The sequence below is a fragment of the Marinobacter persicus genome (genome assembly GCF_900114155.1).
GTDB lineage: Bacteria > Pseudomonadota > Gammaproteobacteria > Pseudomonadales > Oleiphilaceae > Marinobacter > Marinobacter persicus.
In genome coordinates this window covers 27,166-46,601 of record NZ_FOSC01000005.1, presented here as the reverse complement: position 1 = coordinate 46,601, position 19,436 = coordinate 27,166, and the positions used below count along the sequence as shown (strand labels likewise).

Sequence of the window (19,436 nt, the reverse complement as noted above, 5' to 3'; positions counted from 1 at the left end):
GTAGCGTGAAAATCGTCTTTATTCTGGTCCCACTGATGCTGATTCTTGTCGCACTGGGGCTGGTACTGTTTTCATGGGCCGTTCGCAACGGCCAGTACGACGACCTCGACGGTCCCGCGCACCGTATCCTCTACGATGACGACAAGGATATGATTCCCGACGAGGCCCGTACCGACAAAAAGAAAAACCCGGATAACATGGCAACCGAGCGCAACGAAGAAAAAAAGTCTGACGAAACGGGCTGACAGGTCGTGCAACCGGAACTCTATCTCAGTTATTCAAGCGCGTTCGTCATTGGTCTGCTGGGCAGCACCCACTGCCTGGGCATGTGTGGCGGCATCAGCGCCTCGCTTTCCATGGCGCTACCGGTAGGCAGGGGGTTCCGCTTCCGCCAGAGCCTGCTGCTGCTCGGCTTCAACTTCGGGCGCATCGCCAGCTACGCCCTGATCGCCGCACTGGTTGCACTGGTCAGTACCAGCGCTGCCCAACACTCGAAAATGGCCGGCATGGCCCTGATGACTTTGGCGGGCCTGCTGCTGATTTTCATGGGGCTGTCCATGGGACAGTGGTGGCAGGGTATCCGGTTTGTGGAAAAGGTGGGTGCACCGGTCTGGCGCAGACTATCACCGCTGACCAAAGGCCTGTTGCCCGTCAACCATCTCTGGCAGGCACTGGCCCTCGGCGCCCTGTGGGGTTGGCTGCCCTGCGGCCTGGTGTACAGCACCCTGGGCTGGGCCGCATTACAACCCACCGTGCCATCGGCGGCCCTGACCATGGTCTTCTTCGGCCTGGGAACACTGCCTTCGATGCTGGCTACCGGTTACGCCGCCAACTGGATTCGCGACCTGAAAAGCAACCGGCAGTTTCGCAAACTCAGTGGCATTCTGCTGGTTCTGTTTGGGCTCTGGACATTACCCTGGCAGGCCCTGTTGATGGGCTGAACCGGCCACGACTCAGATATTCAACACGTCCAGGCGTTCGAAATCCGGTGCCGGTTCCGCAGACTGCACCACCGCCTGGCGCCTGCCCCCCAGGCGCTTTCCTTCCTTGAAATCGTACAATTCCGGGTCTGCCAGGTGCGAAGGCTCCACATTGCACAATGCGCGGAACATGGTTTCCAGTCGGCCAGGATGCTGTTTGTCCCAGCTCTGGAACATATCCTTGATCACCTGCCGTTGCAGGTTCTCCTGGGATCCACACAGGTTGCAGGGAATGATCGGAAACTCCCTCAGCGCCGCATAGCGGGCAATGTCTTTTTCCCGGGCGTAAGCCAGCGGACGGATGACCGTATTACGGCCGTCGTCACTGTGCAAGACCGGGGGCATGGACTTCAGCTTTCCGCCGTAGAACATGTTCAGAAACAGGGTTTCCAGCAGATCGTCCCGGTGATGGCCCAGGGCAATTTTGGTCACTCCGTGCTCTTCGGCGAAATTGTACAGAATGCCCCGGCGCAGACGGGAACACAGGCCGCAGGTGGTTTTGCCCTCCGGCACCTTGTCCTTGACGATGCTGTAGGTATCTTTTTCGATGATGTGGTATTCAATGCCCATGGAGGCCAGATACCCGGGCAGCACTTCCTCCGGGAAGCCCGGTTGTTTCTGGTCCAGGTTCACGGCGATCAACTCGAAGTCCACCGGTGCGCTTTTCTGGAGGTTCAGCAGGATATCCAGCATGGCGTAGGAATCCTTGCCACCGGACAGACAGCACATCACCTTGTCGCCGGCCTCGATCATGGAAAAGTCGGCAATCACCTGCCCGACCTCCCGGCGCAAACGTTTCTGCAGCTTGTTCAGCTCCAGTTTCTGGCGGCGGTCCTGGTCGGCTTGTGGCGTGGCTTGGGCATTGGCTGTCATTGCTGGCGCTCGGCTCCTGCGTGCATGGAAAATTCGGGCGGCAATTATACGCGGGCAAGGCGCCCGGGAACAGGAACACCGGCGAACATTGACGATTATTCAACCAGCCTGCCCTTTCAAGCCGCTGCCGGCTGACATACCATGCACATCATGACCGATTCATCCATCACCTCCCTCGATAAAGACAAGGCCAGGCACCAGTGGCTGGAACAGCAGGTACAACACCTGCTGATCGCCACGGAGCACGAACTGCGCGCCCGGGGCCCGCTGGGGCTCAGCGAACTGGACCTGATACGAGCCCTGCAAGGCGAACGGTGGCAACTGCTCGGTGAGGTCAATTTTACCGAACCGGACCAGCTCTACCCGGTTCACTTCCTGTTGTTCCATACCCTTTACCGGCTTCGGGACCAACTGGCCGAGACCAATGAAACCCTGCTGATCTCACCACTGCGCCTGACGCTGTTGCCAGTCGCACAGCGTCCTGAAACCACCCTGCCGGCAAGCGAGGACAAACTCAGGGCCTTTTACCTGGATCTGTCCCAGTATTTCATGTCAAACGGTGACATTCAGGACATGATGGACAACTTCTGGGCCGGCCTGCCTCCGGAGCGCCCGGACATGGACGACGCAGCCCTCGCCGCTGAAACACTCGGGTTCGAGGCCCTGCCAGAGACTTTCACGGCGGTTAAGCAGGGCTTTCGCCGGCAAATCATGCGGGCCCACCCAGACCGGGGTGGCAGCACCGAAGAAGTACAGAAGCTCAATGAAGCCTTCTCGGTACTCAAAGCCCATTACGCCTGACCGCCCATCAACAGCCCGATCCATAACAACCTGTGGAACTTCGCCTATGCCCCGTTTGACCCAAACTCTGACAGCGTTGACAGTTGCCAGCTTGCTGGCCTGGCCCGCTGCCGCCAGTGCCGACCTGGTGGTGCTGCAATACCACCACGTTGCCAACGACACCCCCCGTGCAACCAGCACCTCGCCGGAATTGTTTGAGCAACAACTGGACTATCTCGAGGAGCTGGACCTGCCGGTCACTCCCCTGCTGGAAAGCACCCGCGACGCGCTGGACGGTGCCGAGGCTGAACGCAACCGAGTTGCCATTACCTTTGATGACGCCTACGAATCGGTTTACCACACGGCTGCGCCGCTGCTGGCTGATCGGGACATGCCCTACACCATTTTCGTCAATACCGACGCCGTGGGTCGTAGCGGCTATATGACCTGGAAACAGCTGGACACACTTGCCAATAACCAACGGGTGACCATCGCCAACCACAGTGCAGATCACGGCCATCTGGCCAGGAAACCGGACGAAGAGAAAGCGGCGTGGCAGGCGCGCATTAACGCCAGCCTGGACCAGGCCCAGGAAACTCTGGAGCGGGAACTGGGTCAGGACGTACCCATGTTCGCCTATCCTTACGGGGAATTTGACCGGGCACTGGAACAGAAACTGGAACGTCGGGGGTGGCTGGGTTTTGGCCAGCATTCCGGTGCCATCGGCCGATATTCCCATGAAACCCGGCTCCCCCGCTTCCCCATGGCAGACGCCTATGGACAGATTAAAGGCCTGCGCGACAAGCTTATGAGCAAGGCTTTTCCGGTGCCTGCGGCCGATTTGCCGGACGGCGTCATCGACCGCAATCCACCCGAACTTCGGTTCCCGTTGGGCGACAAGCTGTCCGCCAACCGACTGACCTGCTTCGCTTCCGGTTTCGGCCGCATTGACACGCAGATCAACGGAGACGAGGTGTCCGTGCAGGCGCCGGACGAAATCACCAGCCGGCGTTTTCGCTATAACTGCACCCATCCCGCCGGCAACGGCAGCTTCTACTGGCTGTCCCAGCAGTGGCTCAATCTGGACGCACCGGAAGACTGATTCAGACGCTGAATACCAGCCCGATCAGCCCGTAGGTCAGCAGTGAGACGATCACAATGCTGGCCAGGCTGAGCGGAAAACCGGCACGGATCATATCCGATACCTGCAAGTGCCCACTGGAAAAGACAATGGCATTGGGCGGGGTGGCCACCGGCATCATGAATGCACAGCTGGCAACAATTGCTGCCGGCACCGTCAGTAACAGCGGCGATACGCCCTGTGAAACCGCCAGCGCACCCAACAAAGGCAAGAACGCCGCCGCCGTTGCGGTATTGCTGGTCACCTCGGTCAGGTAGATCACCGCAGCCGCGGCCAGGGCCATCATCACAAGCAATGGCAGTGTGCCGATGAAGGACAGATTCCCGGCAATCCAGTCCGCCAGTCCGGAGCTGCCAATCACGCCAGCCATGGACAAGCCGCCACCGAACAGCAGAAGCACTCCCCAGGGCAGTCGGCTGGCCGACTCCCAGTCCATGACAAACGAACGCTCCGCCAGATTAACCGGTATCAGGAACATGGCCAGTGCCGCAGCGATAGCAATGCCGGTATCGGTAAGCCAGGGCATGAGGGTGGCCGACAGCAATGGCCGACAAACCCAGGCAATGGCGGTCACCACGAACACCAACAGCACCAGTTTCTCGCCCCGGCTCATCGGGCCCAGGCGGGCCAGTTCGTTGCTGATCATCCGGCCACCGTCTCCGGAGCCGATGATGCCGAACTCCCGCCGGGTAAGTCTCCACCAGGCCAGCGTCAACAGCACAGCAGTCACCGGCACGCCCAGAAGCATCCACTGGGCAAAGCACACCTCAATACCCTGGTTCTCGCTCAGGTAAGCGGCCAGCAAGGCGTTGGGCGGCGTACCGATCAAAGTTGCAATGCCACCAATACTGGCGGAATAGGCAATGGCCAACAGCAGGGAAATCGCATAGCGGTGCACGCTGTCGGGATCTTCGCCTTCCATCATGGCGACCACCGACAAACCGATCGGCAGCATCATGATGGTGGTTGCCGTATTGCTCACCCACATGCTCAAGAAGGCGGTGGCGGCCATAAAACCGGCGATCTGTCGCTTGGGATTACTGCCCACCGTGCGCAGGGTCAGAAGCGCAATGCGGCGGTGCAGGTTCCAGCGCTGCATGGCCAGCCCCAGGGTAAAACCGCCAAGGAAAAGAAACACGATCGGATGACCATAGGCCGTGGTGGCTCCGGCAATGTCGCCAAGTCCCAACGCGGGTATTAACACAATGGGGAGTAACGCAGTTGCGGGAATGGGGATGGCTTCGGTGGCCCACCAGGAGGCCATGATCAACATCAGACCAAGGGCTGCCCAGGCCTGCTCACCCATGGTTCCGGGAGGCGGTAAAAGCAGGGGCATCAAAAGAAAGCCGAAACCCAGCGCCAGGCCAATCATCCGGCTTTTGGGCAACCCACGCTTTTCCGTCCCGTTTGCCTGCGGCGAGGTCATTCGGCGCCCTGTATCGGTAAAAAATCAATCAGTCGCGCAATTTACACAGACCGTGGTATAAGGCAACACCTGCAGGCGCCGGGGATCAATCGGCTCCCCGCATTTTTCGCACTCGTTTCCCTCGCCGGCGGTAATCCGTTCCAGCGCATGGTTCACCTGTGCCAGTTCTTCCCGGGCTTCGTTTTCCAGCGAATCGACCACCTCGTCGTTCTGGGTCTGCGAGGCCTGCTCCTCAAAATCCTTCTCCAGCGGGCCGTTTTCACGGTGCTGGTGGGCGTGATAACGATTCAACCGGGATTCCAGTTCGGCCTTCAGGGTTTCCAGTTCGGATTTGCGATCACTCATGAATAGTCCATCCTGTTTTCGGTGAGCGGATACCATAGATTCTACGCTGCAACAGTGCTTGACGCCTGTCAAAAACCAGCCGGATATAATGGCCGCCGTCTCCGTGTCTGCTAGTTTTCCAGAATAGGCACAACGGTAATAGAGGCATCGGCGGCTTTCCCTTGTTAGAATTGCCCATAAAGCCACAATAGCCGAACCAACGACAGGAGCCTCCATGGGGCAACCGCTTCCGATTTCCCGCATCATGCACGGCGGGTTACTACTGACCTGCAGCCCGGGCACCACCATTGCCGAAGCCGCTGCACGAATGTCGGAAACATCGGTCAGCTCGATCCTGATTACAGATGGCGACGATGTCATCGGAATCTGGACGGAACACGACGCCCTGGCAATCAATTTCGCCGATCCGGACGAATTTAACAAACCCGTGGGCACGGTCATGAGTGCCCCGGTTCTGTCGCTGCCCGGCAACACCGATGTAGGCGAAGCGGCCATGAAGCTACGGGCCACGGGCAAGCGGCATTTCCTGGTGACCGGCGACGGCAACAAACCCATCGGCATTCTCTCGCAAACCGATCTCGCCCTGAACCAGGGCCTTGAGCCCTACCTGCGCCTGCGGGAAGTCAGGGCCGCCGTGCCCCGCCCGCCACTGCTGGTGGATGGTAACCAGTCACTGGCCGAGGTGGCGGTCTGCATGCACCGCCAGCACGCCGATGCTACCGTGGTGGATTGCGGTAACGGAGAGCTGGGCATTCTCACGGAGCGGGATATGGTGCGCTTTATTGCCCGCCACACCAGCAACACTCTGGTGAAAGACCTGGCAACCCGGCCCCTGCTCACCGTCAGCGAGGAAGACCCGCTGATCCACGCCCGGGACCTGTTAATTGATCATCATATCCGCCATCTGGCGGTGGTGGACAGCACTGGCGAGGTCACCGGCCTGATCGGCTACAGCGACATGCTCGCCGGTGCCGAGCAACTGTACGTGGAAGATTTGCGGCAAGCCCTGGAACAGCGAGACCAGGCGCTCGCGAAGTCACGCCAGACCCTGCAACTGGCCGAGAGAGTGATCGAATCGTCGTTTGAAGGGATCATCGTCACCGACGAGAACGTACGGATCGAATTCGTCAATCCGGCCTTCACCCAACTGACCGGCTACACCGCCGATGAGGTCATCGGCCGGACTCCGGAAATCCTGTCTTCCGGCCGACACGATGCCGAGTTCTACCAGCGCATGTGGCAATCGCTGAAGAATCACGGCTACTGGCGCGGAGAGATCTGGAACCGGCGCAAAACCGGCGAGCTGTACCTGGAATTGCTGACCATTACCGCCATCACTGACGATGAGGGCAAGGTCACCCACTACGCCGGCCTGTTCACCGACATAACCCAGGACCGCCGGAACGAGGAACAGATTCGACAGCTCGCCTATTACGATGCGCTCACCGGCGTTCCCAACCGCCGTCTGCTGGAAGACCGGCTGGACCACGCCATTCGGCACGCCCACCGCACCGGCATGTTATTGGCCGTGATTTTCATGGATCTGGACGAGTTCAAGGACGTGAACGACTCCCTGGGCCACTCGGTGGGTGACGAGTTGTTGTTGCAGTTCACCAAACGGGTTCGTTCCTGCCTGCGTGAAGACGACACCCTGGCCCGCCTCGGGGGCGACGAGTTCATAGTACTGTTGCCGGAAATGGAAAATATGGACCATGTTATTGCGGTGATTGACCGGTTAATCACCGCCAATGACAAACCCTACCAGGTTGATGGCAACACCTTGAAAGTGGGCACCAGTATTGGCGTCAGCCTGTACCCGGAAGACGGCCAGACCGTGCGCGAGCTGATCAACGGCGCGGACGTGGCCATGTACCGCTCCAAGCGGGACGGCCGCAACCGCTACCACCTGTTCAACCCGAAGGTCTCCAGCACCGCCTGAGCTCGCCAGCGACATCGCTCAGGCCACCTCCGCTGACACTTCAAACTGGCCGGTCAACCGTTGCAGCTTGTTGGCCGCGCCACGGCTGCGCTCGGCACTGTCCACCAATTGCTCCACCACATCACGCATGGCGCCGGCGCTGTCGGCCACACCCGCGGTCTGCTCGCTCTGGTCCCGGTTGCTTTGTTCAATACCGGAAATCGCGCGGAACAGTTTTTCAACCATGGTGTACAGTTCCTCATTGTCGTCCGCCGCCAGCTCGGCGCTCTGCAAACGTTCTTCCATCTCCGACATACCGGCTTCCATCACCGTTACCGCCCGGCGGGTTTCCTCACGCACGCCGTTCAGCCGCGCGCCAATGTCCTCGGTCGCCTGCGCCGTGCGGGTAGCCAGTTGACGCACCTCATCGGCCACAACCGCAAAGCCCCGCCCGGATTCTCCGGCCCGGGCCGCTTCAATAGCCGCATTCAGGGCCAGCAAGTTGGTTTGCGCCGCGATGTCGTTGATCACGGATGCGGTCTTGTCAATTTCTCCGGTACGTTCGTCCGCGGCCCGAATACCGTCGGCCGAGCGGTTAATCACATCCCGGATACTGCGCGCCTCCTCGCTGACCCGCGCAAACTGGGCGCGGGCCTTTTCCACAACCTCTTCCATGCCTGCGCGCATTTCCCGGGCGGTGGTGGAGGCATTACCAATTTCCTGCTCCTGCGCCCGTGCCCCCTGCACCATGTCATCAATCTGGGCCAACACCGCATGCACCCGGTCATAGGCCAGCAGGTTGTGTTTCATCATCTGCTCGCTGGTCTGGCCGGAATCGTTGGCCAGTGCCAGCACCTTGCCCACCATGCCATCCAGACTGTCAATAAAACTGTTGATCCAGCGGGCCAGGTCACCGCTTTCGTCCCGGCGGGTATGGGCCAGGTCAATGCGCTGGCTCAGATTGCCACCACCCTCGGCAATGTCCCGGATCACCTCCGCCATTTGCCCAAGTTCCCTTGATATGGGCTTCACACCGGTGGTCCGGAAAAAGCCCACCAGGGCCATGATTGCCACGCCGTTCGTCGCCGCCTCAGCCCATAGGGGCACCCCGCTGAGCGCCAGAGCCAGGTTAATCGCCCAGAGCATACCGGCCAGGATGGTCAACCGGCTGGACAGCCGCCAGCTGATGGACCGGCGACGGTAGACTTCTTCCAGATCACCCTCGCACATCATGCCCCAGACATCCGGCGAGCCGGGCATCTGAAAGGTCAGCCCCTTGCCGATGACCGGAATATGCCGATAGTCCGAGTAGCCCGGATACTTCACATACAGGTTTTCGCCCTTGGCAATGGTTTCCCGGACCCCCGGATGCAACTGCCCGGTGGCCGGATCGGTAAAGCGGATCTCAAACTCGGTGTGCTCGCGAATACCCACGGTGCCATAACCGGTATCAATGCCCTGTTTGAGGTTGTCACCGTGGCTGAACGTGGAATCTTCAAAGCGTGAGCGCGACAACGCCGTGCCGGTCTGGATGGAACCGTCAAAGTGGCTTTCGATCATGAACAGGTAATTGTCGCCGGATTCCTCGAACACATGGCCGGCTTCACGCTGAATCAGATCACTCATCACATCATTGGGAATGCGGGCACAAATAGCCGCCTGCGCACCTTCGGCCAGGGTTACCGGCTGATAGAACATCAGCGTAACCGCGTCGTGGAAACGGCTGGTGGTCTTGCCCAGCGCCAGGGTCACCGGATCACGGTATGGGCCATGCAGAAAACGTTCACCCACGCCCCGGCGTACCGCAGGTTCAGGCACATCGTTTTTACCCACACGCCCGGACGCCGAGGAGGCGATCACCTGCCCCTCGACACTGACCAGAAACAGTTCGGAAATCTCCCGCAAACGTGCGCTGCTGCGTTTTATTTCAGCCGTTGCGGTCTGTTCAGAGGCATTAGCAAGTTTGTCAGCAAGGGTCTGGAGAAACGACCACTTGTGGTCGGCCCAATCGATGAGTGCGTCACGGCGGGTACGCGCCAGATTCTCGAAAATCTGTTCATTGGTTTCATACATGCCACGGTTCAGATAACACGACCAGCCCATGGCCAGCTTGCCAGTGCCGCCCCACCAGGGTAACCAGCGCCGTTCTTTGTCGGTCAGGTTCATCAGATCGCTTTTCAGGGCCATTTTTCCTCTCCTGGCTGCTTTCACCGGAGTACATCGAAAACGCGCACTCAGTCTCAAATAGCACCTGACCAGCAATTATCGGGCCGTTTTAAAATTGGGGGATCGTTCCAGTCGGCGGGTGAGGGTTTCCAAAACACGCCGCGCAAGTACATCCGTGTAGGGCTTGACTGCAGCCATCCATGGCTGCAGACAGTTTTGGAAACCCTCACCCGCCGGCTGGAACACCACACCAGGGGCAAACGCACCGATTGGGTGCAACGGTGCGATGACATGCATCAAGAGTGCGCAGATTCCTGACAGCCCTCACACTTTAGTCCCATTGTTGCGTGCTACCCTTCGGCGGACACTAGCTAGCTACCCGGGAAATAATAATAAGAGCCCGCTAAAGCGGTTTTAATGACATCGGAGGCCAACCGTAATGACTTTCAGGAAAATCCTGCTCTCGGCATGCCTGGTACTGCTGAGTTGTACAACTGTGTCCGCGGAAACACTCAAGATCGGACTGAACTACCCGCAAACGGGGCGCTATAAAGAACAGGGCCTGCAGCAGCGACTGGCTGCCTTCCTGGCTGTTGACGAGATCAACAAGGCCGGCGGCATCCTGGGCCGGGAAGTGGAACTGGTCATTCGCAACAGCCGGGGCGAACCCGAGCGTGGCGCCCGGAATACCGCCGAGCTGATTGACCGCCATGGCGTCAGTATGGTTTTTGGCGGTGTTTCCAGTGCCGTGGCCATTTCCTCCGGCAAGGCCGCCCGGGACCGGAACCGGCTTTACTTCGGCACCCTGACCTACTCCAACGCCACCACGGGGAGTGAAGGCCACACCCACATGTTCCGGGAGCCATACAACGCCTGGATGACCGCCAAGGCGCTCAGCGGTTACCTGAAAGAAAACCACGCCGATGAAGAATATTTCTACGTGACCGCCGATTACACCTGGGGCTGGTCCGTGGAAGAGTCCGTGCGCCGTTTCTCGGATACCCAGGACACGGAGCAGCACAAAGGGGTGAAAACCCCCTTCCCCCGTGCCCTGATTACCGATTTCCGGCGGGCGCTGGAGGAAGCCGAACAGAGCGATGCCAAGGTACTGGTACTGGTGCTGTTTGGCGATGATATGGTGCGCGCACTGGATGTGGCCTACGACATGGGCCTGACCAAACGCATGCAGGTAGTGGTGCCGAACCTGACCCTCGGCATGGCGGCGCAGGTCGGCCCAACGATCATGGAAGGCATTATCGGCGGCACCCCGTGGGTCTGGAACCTGCCCTACGAGCATGATTATCCGCGCGGCCAGCAATTTGTGGAGGCGTTCTCCGAGCGTTATTCCATGCGCCCGTCTTCCTCGGGGGCCTCGGCCTACAGCATTCTCTATCAGTACAAGGATGCCGTGGAACGCGCCGGCACGACCAACACCCAGGCAGTCATCAAGGCTCTGGAAGGCCACCGTTACTCATTCCTGAAGGACGAGCAATACTGGCGCGAGTTTGACCACCAGAACGTCCAGACGGTGCATGTGGTAAAAATCAAACCACGCAACACCATTGTCGAAGATGAGTACGCCGCCGATTACTTCGACATCATTCACTCCATGCCGGGCGATGAAGCCGCCCAGACCCGCGAGGAGTGGGAGCAGCGGCGCCGTGAAGCCGGCAAGCCCCTGACCCTGTAAGCCCGAAACCGGCACGCAGAAAACCTCAAAAGCACCCCTCGGGGTGCTTTTTTTATGGGAGAACATTCCGGGGGAGTCAGCTTGCCAGCAGGGCCCGCACACGCTCCCGCAGTGCCGGCACCACCTCCTGCTCGAACCAGGGGTTCTTGCGGAGCCAGAGATTGTTGCGCGGGCTCGGATGCGGCATGGGCACCAGCTTCGGCCAGAACTCGCGCCAGTTGCGGACGTTATCGGTTAACGGCCTGCCTTTACCCGGCAAATGCCAGTCATGGGCGTAACGTCCAATCACCAGTGTCAGCTCAATCTTTTCCAGCCTGGCCAGCAGCGCCTCGCGCCAGGCGGGCGCACATTCCGGGCGAGGTGGCAGGTCACCGGACTTGCCTGTACCGGGATAACAAAAACCCATGGGCAAAATCGCCATCTGCTGTTCATCATAAAAGGTATCCCGGGTAACGCCCATCCAGTCCCGCAGTCGGTCACCGCTGGGGTCATTAAACGGCAAGCCGGTTTCATGCACCCGCCGGCCCGGTGCCTGCCCAACGACCAGGATCCGGGACGATTCGCTCAATTGCACCACGGGGCGGGGTTCATGGGGCAAGGCCTGCTCGCAGATCCGGCAGGCGCGAACCTGTCGCACCAGCTCATCAAAAGACAAGTCGGATAACGATTGTGACATCACACGCCACCTTCATCGTTCCAGAAAAAGCTGGCTCCGGCCTCCGGGTGACCGACAGAACGGCGGAAACCGGCAAACAGCTCCCGCCCGTAACCGTGCCAGCAATCCGACAAATCCGGCCGGGCGGATTCCCGGGCTGACCACTGGGATTCAGGCACTTCCACCGCCAGCAGCCCTCTGTCGGCGTCCATCGTGATGACATCGCCGTCACACACCCTGGCCAACGGGCCGCCATCAAATGCCTCAGGGTAAACGTGAATCGCCGCCGGCACCTTACCGGATGCACCGGACATCCGCCCGTCGGTTACCAGAGCCACCCGGTAACCCCGGTCCTGCAGGACACCCAGGTAGGGAGTCAGCTTGTGCAGCTCCGGCATGCCATTGGCTTTCGGGCCCTGAAAACGCACCACCACCACACAGTCCCGGTCAAGCTCGCCGGCTTCAAACGCCTCTTTCACACTGTGCTGATCCTCAAACACCCGTGCCGGAGCCCTAACCGTGCGGTGTTCAGGTACCACGGCCGAGACCTTGATCACCCCCCGTCCCAGGTTGCCTTCAAGCACTCTCAAGCCTCCATTATGCGCAAACGGTTCGGCAGCACTTCTGAGAACACCCCGGTTGCCGCTGGTTTCACTGGCTGGCTGCCAGACCAGATGCCCTTCCTGCAACACCGGCATGCGGGCATAGCGATCCAGTCCCTGCCCGACCACCGTCTGCACATCGTTATGCAGGAAGCCTTCATTCAACAGCTCACGGATCAGAAAACCGGTGCCACCGGCCTGGTGAAACGCATTTACATCCTCCTCGCCATTCGGGTAGATGCGGGTCATGGCCGGCACCACCGCCGACAGCTCGGCGTAGTCATCCCAGTCAATGAGGATACCGGCGGCCCGGGCAATGGCGATCCAGTGGATGGTGTGGTTGGTGGAGCCGCCGGTCACCAGCAGTGCCACCAGAGCGTTGACGATCGACTTCTCATCGACCATGTGGCCCAGCCCCAACTGGCCACCCTGGGGACGTGAAAGGCGAATGACCTGCTCGGTGGCGGCACGGGTCAAAGCATCCCGTAACGGCGTGTCGGGATGCACAAACGCGGCGCCCGGCAGGTGCAAGCCCATGACTTCCACCAGTAACTGGTTGCTGTTGGCCGTGCCATAGAACGTGCAGGTGCCTGGGCTGTGATAGGATTGACTCTCGGCTTCCAGCAGCTCGTCCCGGCCAATCTTGCCTTCCGCGTAAAGCTGGCGAATGCGCTGTTTTTCCTTGTTGGGCAACCCCGAGGGCATGGGACCGGACGGCACCAGAATGGTTGGCAGGTGGCCGAAACTCAGGGCACCAATCAACAGCCCGGGCACAATTTTGTCACAAATGCCCAGTAGCATGACGGCATCGAACATGTTGTGGCTCAGGGCTATGGCGGTGCTCATGGCAATGGTGTCACGGGAAAAGAGGCTCAGTTCCATACCCGGCTGCCCCTGGGTCACTCCATCGCACATGGCCGGCGTACCACCGGCGAATTGCGCCACCGAGCCCATGCCGTGAGCCGCCTCCCGGATAACATCGGGAAAGCGCTGGTAGGGTTGGTGAGCCGAGAGCATGTCATTGTATGCTGACACCATCGCCACATTGGCGCTGCTCATCAGTTTCAGGGTATTTTTATCGCTCTGCCCGCAGGCTGCAAAACCATGGGCGAGATTACCGCAGGACAAGGTGCCACGATGGGGCGCCCTGGCGGCCAGTTCATTCATCCGGCTCAGATAGACCTGCCGGGTACGCCGGCTGCGTTCGACAATCCGTTGGGTAACCAGCTCTACGGTAGGATGCATGCAGTGTCTCCGGTGATCATGATTGATGACAGTTTACTGCCATTGCCATTACTCATAACACATAGATTCAAGGATTCCACCTATGCTCAGACGTACCAAGATTGTCGCCACGCTGGGCCCGGCCACCGACAGCCCCGATATGCTGGAGAATGTGATTGCCGCCGGCGTTGATGTAACCCGACTTAATTTTTCCCATGGCAGTGCCGAAGAGCATATGGAACGCGCCCGCCGGGTGCGTGAAACCGCCGCCCGGCAAGGCCGTTTTGTTGCCCTGCTGGCGGATTTGCAGGGGCCTAAGCTGCGCATTGCCCGATTCGCCAATAACAAGATCAACCTGACCCGTGGCCAGAGTTTTGTTCTCGACGCCAGCATGGACAAAGATGCAGGTACCGAAGAGCGGGTTGGCATCGATTACGAAAACCTCATTAACGACGTCAGCCCGGGTGACGTTCTGGTGCTGGACGACGGCCGCATCGAAATGGAAGTCACCGGGGTGGATGACCACAGCATCACCTCCAGGGTGCTGATCGGTGGTCCTCTGTCGAACAACAAGGGCCTGAACAAGCGTGGCGGCGGCCTGTCAGCCAACGCCCTGACCGACAAAGACAAGCGCGACATTGTCACCGCGGCCCGCCTGGGTGCCGATTATGTGGCCGTTTCCTTTGTGCGCACTGCTGACGACATGCACACGGCCCGCCAGTTGCTACGGGAAGCCGGTTCCGAAGCCGGTCTGGTGGCAAAGATCGAGCGGGCCGAACTGGCTCACGACAATGAAGCACTGGACGATGTCATCCGGGCTTCGGATGCGGTCATGGTCGCCCGTGGTGATCTTGCGGTGGAAATCGGTGATGCGGAACTGGTGGCGGTACAGAAACACATCATTGCCCGTGCACGGGTACTGAACCGGGCGGTCATTACCGCCACACAGATGATGGAATCCATGATCACCAACCCCATGCCTACCCGGGCGGAGGTGTCGGACGTCGCCAACGCAGTGATGGATTATACCGATGCGGTCATGCTGTCGGCGGAAACCGCCGTGGGTGACTACCCCCGTGAAGCCGTGGAGGCCATGGTGCGTATTTGTGTGGGGGCCGAGCGCCACCCGTCCATGCACCAGTCCAAGCACCGGATTCACCAGGACATGGTGCAGGTGGACGAAGCCATTGCCCTGTCTGCCATGTATGCCGCCAACCACCTCCAGGGCGTATCCGCCATCATCTGTCTGACCGAGACGGGCTCCACACCCAGGCTGATGTCACGGATCAAGTCCAGTCTGCCAATTTTCGCCTACTCGCGGAACCACACCACCCAGCACCGGGTTGTGCTGTACCGGGGCGTGCAAACCATCCCCTTCGACACGGCCACCCTGGCCAATGAACAGGTGAACACCCTGGCCGTGGAGAAACTCAGGGAACAGGGCGTGGTGCAGGATGGCGACCTGGTGATTATCACCAAGGGCGACTATGCCAACGCCCAGGGCGGCACCAACAGCATGAAGATTGTGCGCGTGGGCAGCCCGATCAGCTAAGGGTTCATCCGGCGGGCTCCAGGCCCGCCAGACTGGCTTTTGCCAGTTCGGCAATACCCTGCCAGTTGTGTTCGGCGATCAGTTCTGCCGGTGTCAGCCAACTGCCTCCCACCGCAGCCACATTACTCAGCGCCAGGTAATCCCCCGCTGTGCTCTGCCTGATGCCCCCGGTCGGGCAGAACCCCACATCGGGGAACGGGCCGGCAAACGCTTTGAGCGCCGCCGTGCCACCCGCCACTTCCGCCGGGAAAAACTTGAACTGTCGGTAGCCACGGCTGTACCCCAGCATCAGATCGGATGGCGTGGCGACCCCCGGCAACAACGGCACCGGTGCGGTGATGGCGAAATCCAGCACTGCTTCGGTAACTCCGGGGGTAATGACAAACTGAGCTCCGGCCAGCTCTGCCTGCCGGTACTGCTGGGTGCAGGTGACCGTGCCGGCGCCAACGATGGCTTGTGGCAATGCCTGGCGAACCTCACGAATGGCCTGCAACCCGTGACAGGTGCGCAAGGTGATTTCCAATGTCCTTACCCCACCTTCCACCAGTGCACGGCACAAAGGCACCGCTGTTTCCGGATCGTGAATGGTGATGACCGGCAGCAGGGGACAGGTCGACAGGATCTGGTGAATCCGCTGCTGGTGTTCGTGACAAACCTTGGACATAACCGCTCTCCGGATAGAAACTAGGGGCTCCAATAAACCTTGAGGCCTGGCTTGATAAAAGCCCGAACGGGCATTGCTGCAACCTGGTCACACGCCCTGGCGGCTTGCTCCAGCGTCGCCAGCTTGTCCGGCCCTTTAACCAGTAAGGCCGTGTAGCCGGCATTCTGCAGGACCGGCAGCGTCAGGGTGATACGCTCGTACGGCTGCCCGGATGGCCTCATGGCCATTACCCTCTGGTTGGCCGGCGGCGAGAGAGCATGGGGCAGCTCCTGTGCCGTCGGAAACAACGACGCCGTATGGCCGTCATTGCCCATGCCCAAAACCAGCACATCCAGGGGCAGCGCCAACCGTTCAAGGCGTTGTTCAATCACAGGCAGCGCCTGATCCAGCCCTTCCCCGGGCTCGGTCAGGCTCAGATAACGGGCGGCACTGGCATGATGCTGTAGTAAATGACGCTTCACCAATGCCGTGTTACTGGCTTCATCGGATTCCGGTACCCAGCGTTCGTCGGCCAGAAGTACAGTCACCCGGGACCAGTCCAACTCCTTGCGGGCCAGTGCCTGGAAAAAAGGTACCGGCGTAGTGCCGCCGGAGACCACCAGCGACGCAGTGCCAGCCAGGGCCAGGCGTGACGACAAGACGGCAGCGACCTCCTCTGCCAATGCATTGGCCGCTTCCCGGGCATTGGTGGCCGGCAGGAACGACACACCCTCCGGAAGCTTGAGCTCAGGCTTCTTCATACCAGCTCCGGCCATCACGGGTAATCATGGCAATCGAGGCCACCGGACCCCAGGTGCCGGCGGCATAACGCTTGGGTGCGTCCCCGCTGTCACGCCAATTGCGGATTATCTGATCGACCCAGCGCCAGGCGTGCTCCACCTCGTCACGGCGCACGAACAGATACTGGTTGCCCCGGAAAATCTCCCATAGCAGACGTTCGTAGGCGTCGGGAATGCGGCCGGTTTCAAACGTTTCTGAAAATGTCAGCTCCAGTGGGCCCTGGCGTAGCCGCATGCCCTTGTCCAGGCCCTGATCCTTGGTGAGTATGCGCAACGACATGCCTTCATCCGGCTGCAGGCGAATAATCAGTTTATTATTGGCCAGATGCTTCTGGTCCGGATCAAAGATATAGTGCGGTGCCGGCTTGAAGTGGATAACAATCTGCGAATATTTCTCCGGCAGGCGCTTGCCGGTCCTTATATAAAAAGGCACGCCCGCCCAGCGCCAGTTATCAATTTCCACTTTCAGGGCCACAAACGTTTCCGTGCTGCTGCGGTGATCAGCTCCTTCCTCCTGCAGATACCCCGGCACCGGCCTGCCTTCGCTGGTGCCAGCGGTATACTGCCCACGCACCACATACTGTTCCATCATGTCCGGCGTAATGCGTTTGAGGGCCTTGAGCACTTTTACCTTTTCGTCACGGATGCTGTCGGCAGACAAATCCGACGGCGGATCCATGGCAATCAGGCACAGCAACTGCAGCAAATGACTCTGGACCATGTCCCGCAGCTGCCCGGCCTGGTCAAAATAGCCCCAGCGACCCTCAATACCCACGCTTTCAGCCACGGTGATCTCTACATGGGAGATGTGGTTCTGGTCCCACTGGGAAGCAAACAGGTTATTGGCAAAACGCAAGGCGATCAGATTCTGAACGGTTTCCTTGCCCAGATAATGGTCAATGCGAAACAGCTGGTTTTCCCGGTAGACCTCCGCCAGCTCGTCATTGATCACCCGGGAAGACTCCAGGTCATGGCCGATAGGCTTCTCCACGACAACCCGGGTGCGCTCGGTGCAACAGTCCCGGGCGCGCAGGTTGCGGGCAATCACCCCGTACATGGACGGAGGAGTGGCCATATAGACAATCAGTTCATGCTCAGTATTGTGCCAGTCGTTCAGGCGGTTGAAGCTTTCGGTTTCGGTAAAATCCAGCCGGCAATAATCCACCCGGCGGACGAAGGCATCCAGCGCTGCATCATCCACTTCGTCGGTTTCAGGCTCGTGTTGCGCCCGCAGCTCACGCACCAGCTCCGCACGCAACTCGCTGGTGTCGAGATCACGCCGGGCAATCGCCAGGATGCGGTTCTCCGGCGCCAGCAGACCGGCTTTGTCCAACTGGAACAGGGCCGGGAACAGCTTGCGGCGCGCCAGGTTGCCCAAGGCCCCGAACACCATCAGATCGCAGGAGGCCGTATGCTTAGCTGCCATGGTTTTCCCTCTGTTGTGCCAACGGAGCCGGTGACCTTGGGATCCTGTGTGGTGCCCGTCACGCCACTGCTCATGTTGTAACTTTAGCTAAATTTTTTCCGGAATTCTCATTATCTGAGAGCAACAACCAACATTTGATGGTTTTACTACCCAAAGGACACCCTCAACAAGGTATACTGTTCCTACGTGAGTACAACATAACAGGAGTTCACGCCTCATGGTGGATCACACCGGCCGCAGAGACGATAACCTGATCGATCAGATTCAGGAGCGACTGCCGCGCCTGAACAAATCCGAACGCAAGGTGGCCGAGGCCATTCTCAGGGACCCCAGTGCCGCCACCCGGTACAGTATCGCGGCCCTGGCCCGGGCCGCCGATGTCAGCGAGCCAACGGTGAACCGGTTCTGCCGTGGCTTCTCCGCCACCGGCTTCCCCGACTTCAAGATACGCCTGGCCCAGAGCATTGCCACCGGCACACCCTACGTGGGGCAGAACATTGAGCCGGATGACACCGCCGCTGAATTTACCGATAAAATCATGTTGACCACCATCGCCAGCCTGGACAAGGCCCGCCAGTCACTGGACCCGGAAGCGATTGCCACGGTGGTTGATTACCTCATCCAGGCCAAACAGATCAGCTTTTTCGGTACCGGCGGTTCCGCCTCTGTGGCCATGGATGCCCAGCACAAGTTTTTCCGCTTCAACATCCCGGTGTCGTTCTACGATGACACGCTCATGCAGCGCATGCTGGCGGCGGGCGCCAGCGTGGGGGATGCGATTGTGCTGATCTCCTACACCGGCCGCACCCGGGAAACCGTTGAGATCGCCCACCTGGCCCGCAGTAACGGCGCCACGGTAATCGGCATCACCAACCCGGATTCGCCCCTGGCTGAAGCCTGTACGGCGGTGCTCGGAGTGACCGCCCCGGAAGATACCGAGGTCTATATGCCCATGACCTCGCGCATTATTCAACTGGCCGTCATTGATGTGCTGGCCACCGGAGTCACACTCAAACGCGGGCCGGATTTTCTCGAGCACCTGCGCAAAATCAAGGAAAGCCTGAAGCCCACCCGCTTTCCCTTGCAATAACCACACCCGGCAGCCGCTGGCCGCGAGGGACAAACACTCAGCCCTCCATGGGGCTTCGGACTCGCACAGAACTCGAACTTGCATAAAAAAAGGGTGCCTGCATCGGGCACCCTTTTTTGTTTCAC

At 59.8% G+C, this 19,436-nt stretch carries 17 protein-coding genes; 8 read left to right on the top strand and 9 right to left on the bottom strand.

Annotation, left to right across the window (positions count from 1 at the left end; all coding sequences use genetic code 11):
* The first annotated feature begins 5 nt into the window (after nucleotides 1-5).
* A complete protein-coding gene (gene ccoS / locus BMZ63_RS06515; protein WP_091703312.1) occupies nucleotides 6-245 on the top strand; it encodes a cbb3-type cytochrome oxidase assembly protein CcoS in 240 nt (79 codons plus the stop codon).
* A 6-nt stretch (nucleotides 246-251) separates the two neighbouring features.
* Nucleotides 252-941, top strand: a complete 690-nt coding sequence (locus BMZ63_RS06510) for a sulfite exporter TauE/SafE family protein (RefSeq protein WP_091703310.1) — start codon at nucleotides 252-254, stop codon at nucleotides 939-941.
* Nucleotides 942-953: 12 nt separating this feature from the next.
* On the opposite strand, the gene ttcA is transcribed toward BMZ63_RS06510, so the two are convergent.
* Nucleotides 954-1,853, bottom strand: coding sequence for a tRNA 2-thiocytidine(32) synthetase TtcA (gene ttcA, locus BMZ63_RS06505; RefSeq protein WP_091703306.1), 900 nt, complete (start codon nucleotides 1,851-1,853; stop codon nucleotides 954-956).
* Nucleotides 1,854-1,994: 141 nt separating this feature from the next.
* Here ttcA and BMZ63_RS06500 point away from each other — a divergent pair, with 141 nt between their 5' ends.
* Complete coding sequence (locus tag BMZ63_RS06500; protein WP_091703303.1) at nucleotides 1,995-2,654, top strand: DNA-J related domain-containing protein; 660 nt, start codon at nucleotides 1,995-1,997, stop codon at nucleotides 2,652-2,654.
* A 46-nt stretch (nucleotides 2,655-2,700) separates the two neighbouring features.
* On the top strand, nucleotides 2,701-3,735 hold the full coding sequence (locus BMZ63_RS06495) for a polysaccharide deacetylase family protein (RefSeq protein WP_091703300.1): 1,035 nt from the start codon (nucleotides 2,701-2,703) through the stop codon (nucleotides 3,733-3,735).
* Nucleotide 3,736: 1 nt separating this feature from the next.
* Here the strand turns inward: BMZ63_RS06495 and BMZ63_RS06490 are convergent, their stop codons facing one another.
* Nucleotides 3,737-5,200 carry an SLC13 family permease gene (locus BMZ63_RS06490; protein ID WP_091703297.1) on the bottom strand — a complete coding sequence of 488 codons (1,464 nt, stop codon included), beginning with the start codon at nucleotides 5,198-5,200 and terminating at the stop codon, nucleotides 3,737-3,739.
* Nucleotides 5,201-5,224: 24 nt separating this feature from the next.
* Nucleotides 5,225-5,545: a TraR/DksA family transcriptional regulator gene (locus tag BMZ63_RS06485; RefSeq protein ID WP_091703294.1), complete on the bottom strand. Its 321-nt coding sequence runs from the start codon at nucleotides 5,543-5,545 to the stop codon at nucleotides 5,225-5,227.
* A 214-nt stretch (nucleotides 5,546-5,759) separates the two neighbouring features.
* On the opposite strand from BMZ63_RS06485, the gene BMZ63_RS06480 reads away from it, so the two are divergent.
* Nucleotides 5,760-7,484 carry a diguanylate cyclase domain-containing protein gene (locus BMZ63_RS06480; RefSeq protein ID WP_091703291.1) on the top strand — a complete coding sequence of 575 codons (1,725 nt, stop codon included), beginning with the start codon at nucleotides 5,760-5,762 and terminating at the stop codon, nucleotides 7,482-7,484.
* Between the two features lie 18 nt (nucleotides 7,485-7,502).
* On the opposite strand, the gene BMZ63_RS06475 is transcribed toward BMZ63_RS06480, so the two are convergent.
* On the bottom strand, nucleotides 7,503-9,650 hold the full coding sequence (locus tag BMZ63_RS06475) for a methyl-accepting chemotaxis protein (RefSeq protein WP_091703289.1): 2,148 nt from the start codon (nucleotides 9,648-9,650) through the stop codon (nucleotides 7,503-7,505).
* Nucleotides 9,651-10,068: 418 nt separating this feature from the next.
* On the opposite strand from BMZ63_RS06475, the gene BMZ63_RS06465 reads away from it, so the two are divergent.
* The gene (locus BMZ63_RS06465) at nucleotides 10,069-11,319 is read left to right on the top strand and encodes a substrate-binding protein (RefSeq protein ID WP_091703283.1); all 1,251 of its coding nucleotides are present in this window, start codon (nucleotides 10,069-10,071) and stop codon (nucleotides 11,317-11,319) included.
* A gap of 76 nt (nucleotides 11,320-11,395) precedes the next feature.
* Here BMZ63_RS06465 and BMZ63_RS06460 read toward each other — a convergent pair whose 3' ends face one another.
* Both BMZ63_RS06460 and edd read right to left on the bottom strand, forming a co-directional pair.
* A complete protein-coding gene (locus tag BMZ63_RS06460; protein WP_091703281.1) occupies nucleotides 11,396-11,995 on the bottom strand; it encodes a uracil-DNA glycosylase family protein in 600 nt (199 codons plus the stop codon).
* A complete protein-coding gene (edd, locus tag BMZ63_RS06455; protein WP_091703278.1) occupies nucleotides 11,995-13,821 on the bottom strand; it encodes a phosphogluconate dehydratase in 1,827 nt (608 codons plus the stop codon). The genes BMZ63_RS06460 and edd overlap by 1 nt, the downstream gene beginning before the upstream one ends.
* 82 nt (nucleotides 13,822-13,903) lie before the next feature.
* Between edd and pyk the strand changes: the two genes are divergently transcribed.
* A complete protein-coding gene (gene pyk / locus BMZ63_RS06450) occupies nucleotides 13,904-15,352 on the top strand; it encodes a pyruvate kinase (protein ID WP_091703275.1) in 1,449 nt (482 codons plus the stop codon).
* A gap of 4 nt (nucleotides 15,353-15,356) precedes the next feature.
* Here the strand turns inward: pyk and BMZ63_RS06445 are convergent, their stop codons facing one another.
* Genes BMZ63_RS06445 through zwf form a run of 3 tightly spaced genes read right to left on the bottom strand, consistent with a single transcriptional unit; the run spans nucleotide 15,357 to nucleotide 18,221 of the window.
* A complete protein-coding gene (locus tag BMZ63_RS06445) occupies nucleotides 15,357-16,016 on the bottom strand; it encodes a bifunctional 4-hydroxy-2-oxoglutarate aldolase/2-dehydro-3-deoxy-phosphogluconate aldolase (protein ID WP_091703271.1) in 660 nt (219 codons plus the stop codon).
* Between the two features lie 20 nt (nucleotides 16,017-16,036).
* Complete coding sequence (pgl, locus tag BMZ63_RS06440; RefSeq protein ID WP_091703268.1) at nucleotides 16,037-16,756, bottom strand: 6-phosphogluconolactonase; 720 nt, start codon at nucleotides 16,754-16,756, stop codon at nucleotides 16,037-16,039.
* Nucleotides 16,743-18,221, bottom strand: coding sequence for a glucose-6-phosphate dehydrogenase (gene zwf, locus BMZ63_RS06435; RefSeq protein ID WP_091703265.1), 1,479 nt, complete (start codon nucleotides 18,219-18,221; stop codon nucleotides 16,743-16,745). The genes pgl and zwf overlap by 14 nt, the downstream gene beginning before the upstream one ends.
* Before the next feature lie 217 nt (nucleotides 18,222-18,438).
* Here zwf and BMZ63_RS06430 point away from each other — a divergent pair, with 217 nt between their 5' ends.
* Nucleotides 18,439-19,311, top strand: a complete 873-nt coding sequence (locus BMZ63_RS06430; RefSeq protein ID WP_091703263.1) for a MurR/RpiR family transcriptional regulator — start codon at nucleotides 18,439-18,441, stop codon at nucleotides 19,309-19,311.
* Nucleotides 19,312-19,436 lie beyond the last annotated feature (125 nt).